Source organism: Secundilactobacillus mixtipabuli, assembly GCF_002217925.1.
Taxonomy (GTDB): domain Bacteria; phylum Bacillota; class Bacilli; order Lactobacillales; family Lactobacillaceae; genus Secundilactobacillus; species Secundilactobacillus mixtipabuli.
Genome location: NZ_BCMF01000002.1, coordinates 222,549 through 236,323, shown reverse-complemented (window position 1 = coordinate 236,323; position 13,775 = coordinate 222,549). Strand labels below are relative to the sequence as shown.

Below are 13,775 nucleotides of genomic sequence, written 5' to 3'. Positions count from 1 at the left end.
TAAGATTATAAACGTTGATGTAGAGCCAATCCGAGAGGGTTGGCTCTTTTGCTATAAGTTTTGATATTTGAATGAATTAGATTGAATTTAAGGCGATACATACAAAATTACATGCAACTTTTTTCGGAGCATTCTCTGTTGACTAGTAGAAGAGCCAAAAAAATTTTATAAATTCGTTGATTTAGATGATTTTGCTAAGAAATTAATTGATAATGATCGATCGTGAAATATGTTATATTAAAAAAATCAGTTATCTAATAACTGATTTATTTAGTATTGAATAACCAGTTATTCAATACTTATTTTGCGGTGATGCCCAGTTTGAATAAATCTCGCCTGATAAACTCTAAATGTATTTTGCCATTCATCTATCACTAAAAAGCTCACATTTTGATGATGGTTGGTAGTTGCCAAACACCATAAGCAAACATAATTAAAAATATGACGAAGATTACAATTTCATATTTATTAAATACTTTATGCTTATATTTCTTTCTCACATAGGCGTACATAATGGTACCTGGAACGAGCGACAAAATTGTTAGTACAATGTACATGATACCTGAAGCGTATATCAGCCAGAACATATATAAAGTGGCAATTACGCCGACAATAACATTTTTTGATAGTGGACTTTCCTTAGTTTGAAAATCTACCTTTAACTGGTATAGAGCAACACATGTGTAGGGTAACAAAATGGTTGCAGACGATAATTTGGATAATAATGAGTATGCTTGGTCAGTTACTAAAAAGCTTAGTAATAGTACTTGGACAATTAAATTGGTTATAAATGTTGAATTTACTGGCATATCATGTTTGTTTTCTTTCTTAAAAACCTTTGGGAATAGTTGCTTTAAGCTTGCTTGGTAGGCGACTTCTTCAGCGAGTAGAGTATTCGCAATCCAGGCGCCAAAAATAGCGATAATGACGCCTAAATTGACAAGGATGGCACCTGGTTTCCCAATCACGTGTTCAAGGACGTAAGCCATAGCAGGGTTCGGCAAGTGGCGAAGTTGATCCTGTGTCATTACACCGAATGAAAGAACGGTTACTGCTGCATAAATTAATGCAACGGCTCCAAATCCAAGAATGGTGGCTTTTCCAACATCACTCCGTTTTTTAGCACGTCCAGAAAATACGACGGCTCCTTCAACGCCAATAAATACCCATACGGTGGCCAGCACAGTACCTTTTAATTGTGTCATGATACTGCCACTAGCTTGACCGTTAGATGCTAAAGTTCCCCAGAAATCATGGAAAAAGATTTGTTTATTAAAGCCAGCGATGATACAAATAATAAAAATGGAAATTGGTACCAGTTTAGCTACCATTACGACTGCGTTTAATAGGGCAGCCTTGTCTAGACCTCTGATTATCATGAAATGTAAAACCCATAGCATAATTGAAGCGCCAATAATTGAAGCAATATTTTGACCGTTACCAAAAACAGGAAAGAAGTAGCCTAGTGCACTAAAAAGGAGTGTCCCAAAGGCAACATTACCGATGATAACAGAAACCCAGTATCCCCAAATTGAATTAAACCCGATGTAATCGCCGAAGCCTTCCTGTGCATAACTGAATATTCCAGCATTTAAATCAGGACGTTTGGAATTTAGACTTTCCATGCAAAGTGCTAATGATCCCATTCCTGTACCAGCAATGATCCAACCGATGATGGTAACACCTACTGAAGCAGTACTAGCCATTTCTTTCATCAAGTTGAAGATACCAGCACCAACAATTGCACCAATAATAATACCGACAAGCGGGAATAAGCCAATCTTATTTTCTGAGCTTTCCAAAGATTTCACCCTCTTTTTTTTAAACAAAAATGAGGAACTGTGTAGACAAACAAATTATCTATCAACGTTCCTCATCTTTTAATTTAATTTCTAGAAACGTAATGATAAGCAACTTAAACCGCCATCAATTTTACGGAATTCAGAAGTATCAACTACGAGAACTTTATAACCGAGATCTTCAATTTTCTTTTGAACTTTTGGATAGCCTGCAGGAACTAAAACATAACCATTTACCCAAATACAGTTAGCACCATAGGCTTCATCTTCATCAATTTCAATCTTATTAAATTTTGCAAATTCTGGGTCATCCTTAAATTCTCCAGCTACCAATAAATTATTATTTTCCAGATAGGCAAGACCAGTCTTTAAATGGAGAACTTTTTTAAGTGGAACAACTTGCCCAGATAATCCATATTTTTCAAGAATACTAATCATTTGGTCGGCACCGGCTTGGTTAGTACGAGCAGATAGGCCAATGTAAAAATGATCACCAACCATCATGATGTCCCCAGCTTCAACAGTACCTGGATCCTTAATGTATTCTATGTGCTCATAGAAGCCTTTTAGGGCCTCTAACATATCAGGCAGTGCAGCTTCTTTCCGGCGACTTAATGCACCAGGACGAGTAATAATAGCGCATTTACTAGTACAAAGCGCTACGTCTTCTACGAAACAAGAATCTGGAAATTCATCATGTGGCTCAAGGACGGTGACGTTGACGCCAGTTTTAGTTAAAGCGCTTACATAATTTTCGTGCTGCATAAGTGCTTTAGTATAGATGGGTTTACCCTCATGAGCACTTGTAATTCCTTCTGAAATAGTTGCGGACGGAACTCGAACAATTACATTTTTAAACATGATTTTTCCTTCCTTCCATTTATTGACCTCATCAACAGCTTGAGTATACAATATACATAAATCAAATTCAAGGCTTTTTGAACATTTTTCACATGTACTGCAGTATACTAATACTAAAGAGCATCGGAGGGATAATATGTCACCAAAAGATAAAGTGTACAATTTCATTTCTGAACAGTTAACACGCGGGAACCTAAAGCGAAGTGATCATATTACTGAACAATTTCTATCAGATAACTTAGGAATGAGTCGAACACCAATCAGAGAGGCTTTATTGCAGCTTTCATCAGAGGACATTCTGCAACGCGTGCCCCGTAAGGGATTCGTTTTAAGATCCTATACACGTAAAGATGTAGAAGAACTATATAGCCTTATTGGGTTGCTAGATGGAAAGGTCGCAGAACTCACATGTGATGAGTTAACTTCAGAAGATTATGCTGTGATGAAATTCCTAGTTGATAGTATGTATTCAGCAATCGATAATAAATTGTATATAAAGTACAATGAACTTCAAGAAAAATTTCATAACGTCTATATGCAAAAATGCCAAAACAATTTACTCAGAACGGAACTCCAAAATCGCAAAAAAATATTTATCGGAAAATCCTATATTCGGCTGGATCCGTCTTCAATTCAAAGTGTCCTGAAAATAACAAATAATGAACATCAAAAGATAATTGACTTATTTAAGAGTCATAGTAAGGAAGAGCTACGTCAATTTCTAGAAAACGTTCATTGGAATTCACAAAACGCACAGTATGATATTTGGTGATTTGTTTCTTCGTGCTGTTTTGTGGGATAAAAAAAGGTATCAGGCATTATAGCCTGGTACCTTAAATAGTTAACTATGTAGTCCATGGGGGAGACTACTTGGTCAACTAAATGATTCGTTTGTGTTCTTTCATAAAGGAATCAAGATCTTGTTTATCAAACCGAATGATGCCGTCGATATGAATTCGCTGCAGTCCTAATGCTAACCATTTATCGAAAGTATTATTGGTGATGCCACAGTACTTACAAGCTTCAGCTTTATTCATGTAGCGTTGACTGCGGGCTATTTTAACCGCCAGCTGATGGGCCTGCGTTTTCAGAGAGCTGTTCAAGTAAGCGAGTAGTTCTTCACCTAGCTTATCGGCTAATTCTTCAGTGTTGTCGTGTCTCAACGTTTTCAATTTGTCCATGATGTTCACCTCTTCATTTTGAATGTGAGCCGATTTTAGCAAAGGTAGTCGCTTCAAAGCTAGGTTTATAAACCAGGGGGCTACTTATCGATAAGGTTGTTGAGCTTGTTAATTGTTTCGAGCTTGTCTTTCTGATAGATACCAGCATAGGTATCCAGTGTAAAGGCTACACTGGAATGGCCTAATAAAGCAGAAATCATTTTGTAATTGGCATTCTGACTGAGTAATAGGGTAGCAAACGTGTGACGAAGTGCATGGGGAGACAAAATTGGTAGCTTAGCGTGTTTACAGATTCGCTGCATCCACAGTCGAGGTGTGAATAAGTTAATGAATTGTCCTTTTTCGTTGGTAAAAATGAGTTGCTTTCCACCAGCATCAGTCTCGCCATTTATTTTTAGCAATTTTATCTGTAACGAGTGCCATTGGTTCAATATAGAAATGGTCTCATCGTCTAGAGGGATTTCACGCCTTGAATTGGAAGTTTTAGGAGCTTCAAGGTATAAACGCCGATGTTCACCTCTCGTTAATGTTCGAGAGATCTTCAAAGCTTGATGTTCATCAATATCGCCATATCGTAAACCGAGAACTTCACCCGTTCGACACCCGGTGTGAGCCATTAGGTAAAAGAAGGCATAGATTTCAAATCGTTCATTTTTCTGAGCTTCAGCTAAGAAAGATTTCAACTGTTTAGCATCAAAGTAATTAATCTTTGAGGAGATTACAGATTGATTCTTTCGCCTTGGAATCGTGATGCTGTTCACCGGATTACGGGTAGCGAAGTTTTGGCTGATCGCAAACTTAAAGATTCGCGAAACGTTCGAGATGTATTCCTTATATTGCGTATTGATGTCACGCATATGATTTGCAAACTGCTGGACTTCATACACTTCTATACTATTAATATTCTTATCGCCAAAGGCCGGTAAAATGTGTTTATTGAACTTCTGCTTTAATTTGACGTAGGAGGACTCTTTGACGGTATTCTTATACGTTTGTAACCACATTTCATATATCTGTCGGAAAGTGGTTAATTTTTTATTTTGAAAGCCGTTTTTTTGCAGATCATTAACTGCTTGCTCGTATGCTCGGAAAGCACTTGTCTCAGTTTTAAAACCGGATTTTCGAAAATAAATTTGTTTCTTGGTATAGGGGTTGGTACCAAGATAACCAGTGATCTTCCAGCGAGTTGAACCATTTTGTTGCTTATATGAAGTGGTCCTTGCCATGCTTGTCCTCCTTTCTATTAAAAAGTAGCTCTAGCTTTAATCAACAAGTACGAGGGTAGCAGATTCCTCAATGACATAACAAGCTTGATAAACAAGGGTAAAGGAAGTTAGAAATAACTGAACTAATACTTATTACAAAGTTGCATTTCAACCAGTGTTTTACTTTGGCTTTTGGTATTTTGTTTAGTTACTCCTTGATTGGACTAGCGGGCACGGCCCGCTTTGGGTTTTTGAGGGGTTTACTTTACTTTAGCTGAGAATTCCAAGGGATATAATAACGGGTATTAGTTTAGAATAGCTTAAAACCTGACTGCCCACAGATCAAAACATGTTCGTTATTTGCCTTTTCGGGTTTCAAAAAGATTGTGCGCAATGAATATTCATTGTCCAGATTTTGAAGTTCTTAAATAGTATATATATAGAAAATGACAAGTGATAATGTGAGCATGAGAAAATAGGTAAAATCACTTAAAATCGTGCTGTACTATTTAAGAACTTTTGAGAATGCAAAAATAAAACCAATAAAGTAGACTTTGTGAAGTCAATAAAGACTGCTATACCAACGATAGTGGAACTTGCTTCACTACGTCCATAATTTGCGAAAAGTTGCCGTGTTTGTGGACTTCACAAAGTACCAAGATCTATAGTCTTAATACTATTAGTCATAAAGACTATCATAATAGGTTTTCTAACTGGTTATTTGCTTTAAATCTCAATTTTGCTTGTGAAGTAAATTATGCCGTGTTTGGTCAAAAATAATGCGAAAAGTTGCCAAATTTGGTCGAAATACCCCCTGATGTGAAATTTTCACAACAGGTTGAGTTGCGTACGCATTTGCCATGTGAGTTCACCATTGGTGAAAAAAGTTCAAACGAGTTTCCGGACATTTATTCAGTTTTTGTTTGATATGCAATATTTCATTCAAAAAACACGGCATAAAATTCAAAGCTTTCGCATACTTTTATACAGACATCATTCACGTTACCCCTTGATAACCGTATAATTATATAAAAAAGTGCAAACATGGCAACTTTTCGCAACTTATGCCGTGTTTTCGTCCATACTGGTGTTCACGCGGTTTATAGCACTTTTTATCTAAAATTCAACATTTTTGAAGAAGAAAAAGGCTATTAAGACTGTCATATCAGTCATAGTAGCCTTTTACAATACATGGTGTAACGAACAATTATGCTATTTCATACAAATAATGTTCTTAAAAACTTTTTTTATTGGTTAACAGCACCGATCTTTTGCAGGTACTCAGCTTTGGTCAGATGGCCGTACTTTAAATACCAGGCGACTTGGGGGCCGCGTTTCAAAGTCGTATTAAGCAGCTGCGTATCATGATGGGCTTTCGCGTAAGTAACCTGGTACTCGTAGACCTGATAGTCGGCATGGGCCTGAGCCATTTGGGGCAGGCTGATGCAAAGTTGCATGGTCAGTAAAATAACTAACGCAATGACGATCTTCTGGGTCCACCAGCCGATACTGGCAGCATGTAAGTAACGCTTGATCAGCGGCAGATTTTGAGCGTCTGCACGATCATTCTGTAGTTCTGCCTGCCAGTTTAAACGATGTCGTAGACTGGCAAAGAAGCCGGTTTTGAAGCCGTCATGGTGCAGCTTGCGATTTAGCTGACGGGTCATCTTCCGATTTAAAATAGTTTGCATATCAGTCACCTCTTTCTTTCTTTTTTGGACTACGTGAGTGTAGTGGTTTTTCGAGATGAAACTAGCACCTTGAGGACTTCGGGACGAGGGGTGCTTGCGTCATTAGTTAGAGGATTTTATTAGGTGAATGGGTTTAGGTGGGATGATGATTTGGGGTTGCGCGTTTTTGGTTGTTGACTGGTTTGACAAGGTTGTGTTTGGGACGGTTTTTTCGTTACGATTGTTCACATAAATAATTGAATAGAGGTGAACTTTTTGGCACGTAAAACGATTCGTGATAAACGTCAAAAAGAACAGAATGGGCCAAAGAAAAAGGCCGGATCCTTTTCCGAACGCTGGCGGCGGTTTAAGTTAACGCTGGTACATAACCGGACGAATTTACGGTCCTTGGCACTGGTGTTTGCGTTCAGCTGTATCGCGGTTTTTACGGCTTCCGGTTTTACTCACGCCCATCATGTTCAGCAGGTACGGGCGATGACGGTCAGTGCCGTGAATAAGACCCTGACTTTTTCCAAAACGGGGAACACGGCTAGACTGGAACCGCAGTTTCGCCATGGTGACTTAACCGTTATTCCAATTAAGTTTGATTCGAACAGTTCGTTTGCGACCTCGGCTTCCAAGTACAAGGTTTTCTTTAAGGAATCAATCAGTAAATATAAGATCCCAACGATCAAAACTAGTTTCGTGGTCTTTGGGAGTACGGGGTACGCAGCGATCATGGTTTACGGCGATTTGCCGAAAGCACCGTTACAGATTTTGATCCGTGACGATATGCCGATCTCGACCGTTGATTTTAATGATAATTCTGGTGACGTAGATAACTCTAACGGCACTGGCAAAGTTGATTTTGATGGCCGCAGTCAGAAGGTCAATTTTGATGCTACGGCTTTCCGGATCAACCCGAAAGGTAACAACGTCAAAACTGATAAATCGATCTCGCGGACGATGTCCATGTCACAGCTTTACAGTGTGATCGCCGGTAAGGAACGCATTGCCAAAGCTAAGAAACATTTGATCCGTTTGAACTATGCGCAGAGTCAAAACCTGAAGGCGGAGCATCAGTATTACAGCCAGCTGGAACAGATCAATAAAGCGTTAGGCCGGCCGGCAGATGACACGCAGGATGACAGCGATTCCGACAGTGCCAATGCCAATACGACGTTGGAGAATAACCGGCAAAATATTTTGTCGAATATTGAGACCTGCCAGTCTAATACGGAACAGTATACTGATGCCGTTCAGTCGGCTAAAGCCGATCTGCAGCAGACCAAGATCCTGGAGAAATCCATGGACGGTTATGCTACAGCATCGTCTCGTTACGGGGTATTTGAATAGTTGATAGTCAGTCATAATTAATGAGAAATGAGGTGCTGAAATGGCACAGAAAATTAGATCGGTCAATGAGTTGGCCAAAGCGTTGCAGGAAGTCGGTGAACGGATCGACTGGCAGGACTTTTCCTATGAAGTGCCGGTCAAGTTCAACGTGGCGAAAGCTAAGTTTGAAGCACCGCAGTTAGATGCTCAGGTGCGGGCAATCGTCAGTGAGTTAAATCAGATCTCCCGGACACTCAAGGCGAATAAAAAGGCCTGGCTCAAGCAGGTCGGTGAAGCAAAGTTCGAACAGGCTTTGCAGAGTTCCGACACCATGCGGCAGTCGTTTGGCGCGTACTTAGCTCAAAGTGAAGCGGAACAGAAAGTGGTCCCGGCGGATGAAGAACCTGCTGCTGAAAAGTCAGTTGCAGATGTTGATGATATGACCGCATAATTAAATAGTAAGTGAATTGATTTTTAGAAGACTGCGCTGAAAAGGCGGAGCCTTTTTTTGTGAAAAAATAGAGTAGCCGCAAATCTACTCTATTTGTGTTTCTGGTGGTCGGTTTTGATTTGTTTGGCAGCCGCCGAAGGCCGCTGCCAGTGACGCCTACCGGGCAGAAAAATGCGATCGAGTAGCGAGCAGTTTGCTGGGGAACCGGTGAGGCGGATAGCATAATTTGCCCCCATAAAAAGTAGGTCGCTTCAGGCGACATCTTGTCAGTTACGTTAGGCGACGTTAGGTCGCCTAGAGTCCATTACTGGCCGTCAGGCTGGGAATCAGCCAGTCGCCTAACGGCGAATGGTGTTTGACCACTAGGTCGCCTAGGGCGACCTAGCAGGAACGGCTGGGGGCAATCTCGGCTAAACCCTTGCAACGCATGGGGTTAGGGTACCGAGCAGGATGATGTTATGAACGTCTCAGCTATGCTGAGGACCGCGCAGCGGTCTTACGTTCTATTATCCTGTTCCCCATGTCGCCTTACCAAAATCGCCTTGTTCATTTTTTAAGACACGGGGAACGTTCCAGCAAGCCCGTTCAACAACTGCATAAGGCGTTGAAACCGGCTGCGCAGCACGCTAAAACTGCGACGGCATAAGGAGCAGTGAGAGCGTTGGTTTGGGGTTGAAAATTCGTGCGAAAATGGTTCCGGATAGGAATGATTTTAAGCCGAATTTTACCGCGAAAAGTGAGCGCGTAGCGAGCTTTGGAGTGGCTGGTTTAGGTTTAAAAACGGTGCGCTAAAACGACCGGCTAGGGATGTTTTGGAAGCCCGTTTTTTCCATGAAAAGTGAATGAATAATGAGCTTTAGAGTGGCTGATATGGTGCGCCAATGTGTCGCTGCTAGGATCCATTTCAGCGTTTCTGCGCGCACCATTTTTTGGTCGTTTACTCAGGGGTTTGATTTAAAAACTGCGGGCGAAAACCATCCGAATAAGATGGCTTAAGTGTCAGTTTTTACCGCGAGAAGCGATCGCATAGAGAGCTTTAGAGTGGCTGGTTTAGGTTTAAAAATGGTGTGATAAAACGACCGGCTAGGGACGTTTTAGGAACTCATTTTTGCTGGAATAAGTGAATGGATAATGAGCTTGAGAACAGCGGGTTTGATTTAAAAACTGCAGGCGAAAACCATCCGAATAAGATGGTTTAAGTGTCAGTTTTTGTCCCGAGAAGCGATCGTGTAGAGAGCTTTAGAGGGACAGATATGGTGCGCCGATTTTTCGCTGCAGGGCCGATTCCAGCGTTCCTGCGCGCACCATTTCTAGGTTAATTACTGAGTTATTTGAGTTGGTTTTGTTTTAAAAACTGCGGGTGAAAACGGTCCGTATAGGACAGTTTAAGTGTCAGTTTTTGTCCCGAGAAGTGATCGCGTAGAGAGCTTCAGCGGGACAGATATGGTGCGCCGATTATTCGCTGCTAGGGCCGATTTCAGCGTTCCTGTGCGCACCATTTCTAGATTAATTACTGAGTTATTTGAGTTGGTTTTGATTTAAAAACTGCGGGCGAAAACCATCCGAATAAGATGGTTTAAGTGTCAGCTTTTGCCACGAGAAGTGATTGTTTAATGAACTTTAGAGTGGCTAGTTATGGTGCGCCGATTATTCGCTGCTAGGGCCGATTTCAGCGTTCCTGTGCGCACCATTTCTAGATTAATTACTGAGTTGTTTGGGTTGGTTTTGCTTTAAAAACTGCAGGCGAAAACGGTCCGTATAGGACAGTTTAAGTGTCAGTTTTTGCGGCGATAAGCGAGCGGCTAGTGAGCTTAAGAGCAGCGGGTTTGACTTAAAAACTGCGGGCACAAACCGTCTGGATAAGATGGTTTAAGTGACCGTTTTTGCCACGAGAAACGATCGGCTAGTGAGTTTCAGAGTGGCTGATATGGTGCGCCAATGTGTCGCTGCTAGGGTCGATTTCAGCGTTGCTGCGCGCACCATTTTGGTTAATAGTTCTGTCGTCAAAATAGAGAGTTAATGTCCTGTTTCAGGTGCCAGCTTGCGGGCTGACCGGCCTGATTTCAGCCGTAATTTATGGCACCATCGCTTTGATTTTTTGTTCCAGCGGGGACGGGAATCCGAGTGAAAAATAAGGATGAGCCGGTCGCTGGCCCGCCCGTCAAACGATTGCGTAATGAGTTTCAACGGGCGGCTTTTTTTGGCTAAACTAGATCAATTTTCAGTATTTTAGGGATAAAAATTTAGCTAGTTTTCATTCATCTTGGTGGCCAGTACCTTACTAGTTTTGGTGCCGAGAGAAGCGCTGACTGGGCCGATTTCAGCGCGATAAAGTGGCACCATCGAAGCTGGTTTTGACTGAAAAATATCGAAAAAAAAGACACCCTAATGTCAATTAGGCGTGTCTAAAGTTAGTCAGGATCAGTTGTTAAAGCCCCGGCGTGAAGATGCAAAAGCAATTGGTCGAGCGCATCGGTCATGCCGAATTTAGACTCGGCTAAATTGTCCGAAAGGCCCTTGAAAGTGACGATAATATAGTTTAATTTGTTCAGTTCCGGAAGCGCCTGCGGGGTATCGATGCCGCCGTAAAAGTCGTTGGGTTTGAGCGAATCAGTGGCTTCAAAGACGCGAAAAAAGTTGTAGTTTTGGCGGATAAGCTTCAGCATATCGGCCTGCTTTTGAGCTAAGGTTTCATCGGTGTTTAAGACCCGCTGGGTGGCTAAATAAATCGGTAGTTCGGCGGGTAAAAGCGTTGTTTCGGGGTAATCCCAGTTAACGATCTGAATTGAATTTTGCCGGTCAAACAAGCCAGTTTCCAGCTGGTAGGCGGTGTAAAAAGTGCCATAAACTTGGGCTGGGTCCGTGGTTTTCGTTAACGTCTTTAGGGCATTACCGTTACCCGTTTCGTGGGTCAAACGGTATTCGTTCAAGCCGAATTTCTGCTGATAATCAGCGGCTAATTTGTCGGTTTCACCGGTAATGACAATGCCGGTCAGGGCCGCGCTCTGATGATCAGCCAGGGCTAAATTTAAGGTCAAAAGCGGCTTTTGGGCCGTGGTGATTTTATCTAACATGATTAAAGTTCCTCTCTGCATTTCAAGCCGTTGGATGGGCTTTTGGGTTGGACTATGGGTCAGATTTTGATGAGAAAAAAGAAGTGTCTATTTATGAACGATTTGTTTTTTTAGGAAAGTAATTTTTGAGAAGGACGTTTCACTATTTTGGTACTGGTTAAATATCAGTAGTTGCTATGCCATGCTGATGGCATTTAAATTGCGTAGTGAACCCACTACGTAATTTAGGGGTGGATTCGGTATTGAGTTCGGTAGTGAGAACAGTAGTGTTTTCTATGGTGAGTTCAATGCTGGGCTACATAGTTTGATCAGAAGTGGACTTAATACTCATTTCGATAGACTGTTATTTTTGTTTCGAAGGAATGATCTAACACAGTTACTTAACGATTAGCGACCAATTAGTAAGCAAAAATGGTCAAAATTCAGCGGATCCTTGGACAGATAAGGCCTAAGAAATAATCATACTAGTTATTTTAGTGATCATTTGCTAGTGAGTTCAGGGTGAGTTGAACATTGAGTTCAGTAGTGAAATGAATGCTGGGTAACTAACGGTAATTAATGTCTGCTAAAGACTGATTCAACAACTGCACTGAACTGTATCAATTACATATATCGGTTTCCAGTCCAATATCATGAATTATATTATCTGGGCTACAAATAGTTGCAACTGTGACTAATCTAAAGCCCAATGATGTTAACCAAGCCGGCCGCGTTATTGATCGAATATAAAGCACTATTAGAATAATCAATTCTTTTGATTAGTTATGCCAATATAGTGGTAGTATAGAAACGTTTATGTATTAGTTTTATTAAGATTTAGGGGATCGGTTAGTTGATCGCCGGATATCAAGGGGAGGAAAATCATTATGGAAAAAAGGGTTCGGAAACATCGGTTAGCATTGATGGTCATGTTAGGGTTAGCGGCGATTGGCTTAGCCGGCTGCGGGGCGAACGCTGAAAATGCTGCTAAGACCAGCAAAGTCGCCTTTATGAAGACGGCGCAAAATAAACAGCCACAGGTTTGGCTGCAGGGGTCGCTTAGCCGCGATACGGTTCATAAAGATGATACGTTTAGTGTCCTGGTCGTGCAAAATGGTAAGGAAACGGCTTATAGCAAGGCACAGCTGACCTTTAAGGATATTAAAGGTAAATCGGATGCGCAGGTCATCAAATTAGCTAAAACGAAACAAAAGTCGGCGTTTAATAAGATGGTCAAAGATCAAAAAACCTACCTGAAAGAAGCTTTAGCAGCAGCTCAAAGCAGTTTAAAGAATCAGCAGTCATCCGTCAGTGATTATAAACAGGAACCGATCAAAAATACGGATGATGACGGTTCACCAGCTAACCTCAAAGCTGCCCAGGCTAAGATCGATCAGGTCAAGCACAATATGGCGTTGTTTAACGCTACTAAGTTTACGTATGCTGCGCCGAAAGCCCACAAGTTATCAGCGTATGTCAATACGGATGATAATGATAAAAAAGTAACGGCTGAAAACATCAATTGGCAGGAAGATAACCCGGCCTTTAAAACACCTGATGATACGAGTGCGATCACTAATACTAATGTATCAAAGCTCTATCAATATAAATCTGAAAATGCGATGAGTTATACGTTTGACGAAAACGGTTTGATCAGCGAATCTGTCTCGTTGCTGAACGAAAAATATGTTGGTTATTATGTAACGGAAAATGGCGATACGTCTAGTTATGATTGGTTCTTGATCACACGGACTAAGAATGCCAAGGCTAGCGCCCAGTTCGATACAGCAAAGACCCCAAGCATTAAGAAGACCAGTGCTTCACTGGTTAGCAGCGATGATTAAATAGTTTTGAAATAAACAGATAAACAATTGAACAGTCTAAATAAGCACCGTAACTCATGAGGGTTACGGTGCTTTTATGTTCATCGATGGTCAACGAAAAAGTCAGCCGTCTTTTTTTCCAAGTAAACGGTGTAGCCGCGGTTTTGCCAGAGATGGCTAAAATTTCTAATATGATCTACGGTCTGACTAACTTGAACGGTTTCAGCAGTCTCATCATCGGCAAGCTTGTTGTAATCATATAGAAAGACGTAACTGTCCGGTGAACCAACACTGACTAACGTCGTGAAGTTTTTTGTGCTGATTTTATCGCCTTTGATGGGTACATAGCCGTGCATCATAGATTCGACAGCGGTGGCCAGTTTTTCTTTGAGCCCGC

Annotated in this window: 11 protein-coding genes; 4 read left to right on the top strand and 7 right to left on the bottom strand. The window is 41.2% G+C overall.

Annotation, left to right across the window (positions count from 1 at the left end; translation table 11 throughout):
• Nucleotides 1-383: 383 nt before the first annotated feature.
• On the bottom strand, nucleotides 384-1,811 hold the full coding sequence (locus tag IWT5_RS02410; RefSeq protein ID WP_369688566.1) for a basic amino acid/polyamine antiporter: 1,428 nt from the start codon (nucleotides 1,809-1,811) through the stop codon (nucleotides 384-386).
• An 81-nt stretch (nucleotides 1,812-1,892) separates the two neighbouring features.
• Entirely contained in the window at nucleotides 1,893-2,660 is a 768-nt protein-coding gene (locus tag IWT5_RS02405; protein WP_089108359.1) for a dimethylarginine dimethylaminohydrolase family protein, read from the bottom strand.
• 136 nt (nucleotides 2,661-2,796) lie between these two features.
• Between IWT5_RS02405 and IWT5_RS02400 the strand changes: the two genes are divergently transcribed.
• Nucleotides 2,797-3,432: a GntR family transcriptional regulator gene (locus tag IWT5_RS02400; protein ID WP_089108358.1), complete on the top strand. Its 636-nt coding sequence runs from the start codon at nucleotides 2,797-2,799 to the stop codon at nucleotides 3,430-3,432.
• Between the two features lie 106 nt (nucleotides 3,433-3,538).
• Here the strand turns inward: IWT5_RS02400 and IWT5_RS02395 are convergent, their stop codons facing one another.
• The 3 genes from IWT5_RS02395 to IWT5_RS02385 form a co-directional block, all read right to left on the bottom strand.
• Complete coding sequence (locus IWT5_RS02395) at nucleotides 3,539-3,841, bottom strand: helix-turn-helix domain-containing protein (RefSeq protein ID WP_089108357.1); 303 nt, start codon at nucleotides 3,839-3,841, stop codon at nucleotides 3,539-3,541.
• Nucleotides 3,842-3,921: 80 nt separating this feature from the next.
• Nucleotides 3,922-5,067 carry a tyrosine-type recombinase/integrase gene (locus tag IWT5_RS02390; RefSeq protein WP_089108356.1) on the bottom strand — a complete coding sequence of 382 codons (1,146 nt, stop codon included), beginning with the start codon at nucleotides 5,065-5,067 and terminating at the stop codon, nucleotides 3,922-3,924.
• Nucleotides 5,068-6,293: 1,226 nt separating this feature from the next.
• Nucleotides 6,294-6,737: a hypothetical protein gene (locus tag IWT5_RS02385; RefSeq protein ID WP_089108355.1), complete on the bottom strand. Its 444-nt coding sequence runs from the start codon at nucleotides 6,735-6,737 to the stop codon at nucleotides 6,294-6,296.
• A 255-nt stretch (nucleotides 6,738-6,992) separates the two neighbouring features.
• Here IWT5_RS02385 and IWT5_RS02380 point away from each other — a divergent pair, with 255 nt between their 5' ends.
• Both IWT5_RS02380 and IWT5_RS02375 read left to right on the top strand, forming a co-directional pair.
• Entirely contained in the window at nucleotides 6,993-8,072 is a 1,080-nt protein-coding gene (locus IWT5_RS02380) for a hypothetical protein (protein WP_089108354.1), read from the top strand.
• A 40-nt stretch (nucleotides 8,073-8,112) separates the two neighbouring features.
• The gene (locus IWT5_RS02375; RefSeq protein WP_089108353.1) at nucleotides 8,113-8,502 is read left to right on the top strand and encodes a hypothetical protein; all 390 of its coding nucleotides are present in this window, start codon (nucleotides 8,113-8,115) and stop codon (nucleotides 8,500-8,502) included.
• 2,411 nt (nucleotides 8,503-10,913) lie between these two features.
• Here IWT5_RS02375 and IWT5_RS02370 read toward each other — a convergent pair.
• Nucleotides 10,914-11,576 carry a hypothetical protein gene (locus tag IWT5_RS02370; RefSeq protein WP_089108352.1) on the bottom strand — a complete coding sequence of 221 codons (663 nt, stop codon included), beginning with the start codon at nucleotides 11,574-11,576 and terminating at the stop codon, nucleotides 10,914-10,916.
• Between the two features lie 866 nt (nucleotides 11,577-12,442).
• On the opposite strand from IWT5_RS02370, the gene IWT5_RS02365 reads away from it, so the two are divergent.
• Entirely contained in the window at nucleotides 12,443-13,399 is a 957-nt protein-coding gene (locus IWT5_RS02365) for a hypothetical protein (RefSeq protein WP_089108351.1), read from the top strand.
• Between the two features lie 80 nt (nucleotides 13,400-13,479).
• Here IWT5_RS02365 and IWT5_RS02360 read toward each other — a convergent pair whose 3' ends face one another.
• Nucleotides 13,480-13,737 carry a hypothetical protein gene (locus IWT5_RS02360; RefSeq protein ID WP_089108350.1) on the bottom strand — a complete coding sequence of 86 codons (258 nt, stop codon included), beginning with the start codon at nucleotides 13,735-13,737 and terminating at the stop codon, nucleotides 13,480-13,482.
• Between the last annotated feature and the right edge of the window lie 38 nt (nucleotides 13,738-13,775).

What these genes read in the sequence shown, in the direction of transcription:
- IWT5_RS02405 (WP_089108359.1), bottom strand. Translation starts at nt 2,660, where the DNA reads ATGTTTAAAAATGTAATTGTTCGAGTTCCGTCCGCAACTATTTCAGAA.
- IWT5_RS02395 (WP_089108357.1), bottom strand. Translation starts at nt 3,841, where the DNA reads ATGGACAAATTGAAAACGTTGAGACACGACAACACTGAAGAATTAGCC.
- IWT5_RS02385 (WP_089108355.1), bottom strand. Translation starts at nt 6,737, where the DNA reads ATGCAAACTATTTTAAATCGGAAGATGACCCGTCAGCTAAATCGCAAG.
- IWT5_RS02370 (WP_089108352.1), bottom strand. Translation starts at nt 11,576, where the DNA reads ATGTTAGATAAAATCACCACGGCCCAAAAGCCGCTTTTGACCTTAAAT.
- IWT5_RS02360 (WP_089108350.1), bottom strand. Translation starts at nt 13,737, where the DNA reads ATGATGCACGGCTATGTACCCATCAAAGGCGATAAAATCAGCACAAAA.
- IWT5_RS02375 (WP_089108353.1), top strand. Translation starts at nt 8,113, where the DNA reads ATGGCACAGAAAATTAGATCGGTCAATGAGTTGGCCAAAGCGTTGCAG.
- IWT5_RS02400 (WP_089108358.1), top strand. Translation starts at nt 2,797, where the DNA reads ATGTCACCAAAAGATAAAGTGTACAATTTCATTTCTGAACAGTTAACA.
- IWT5_RS02365 (WP_089108351.1), top strand. Translation starts at nt 12,443, where the DNA reads ATGGAAAAAAGGGTTCGGAAACATCGGTTAGCATTGATGGTCATGTTA.
- IWT5_RS02390 (WP_089108356.1), bottom strand. Translation starts at nt 5,067, where the DNA reads ATGGCAAGGACCACTTCATATAAGCAACAAAATGGTTCAACTCGCTGG.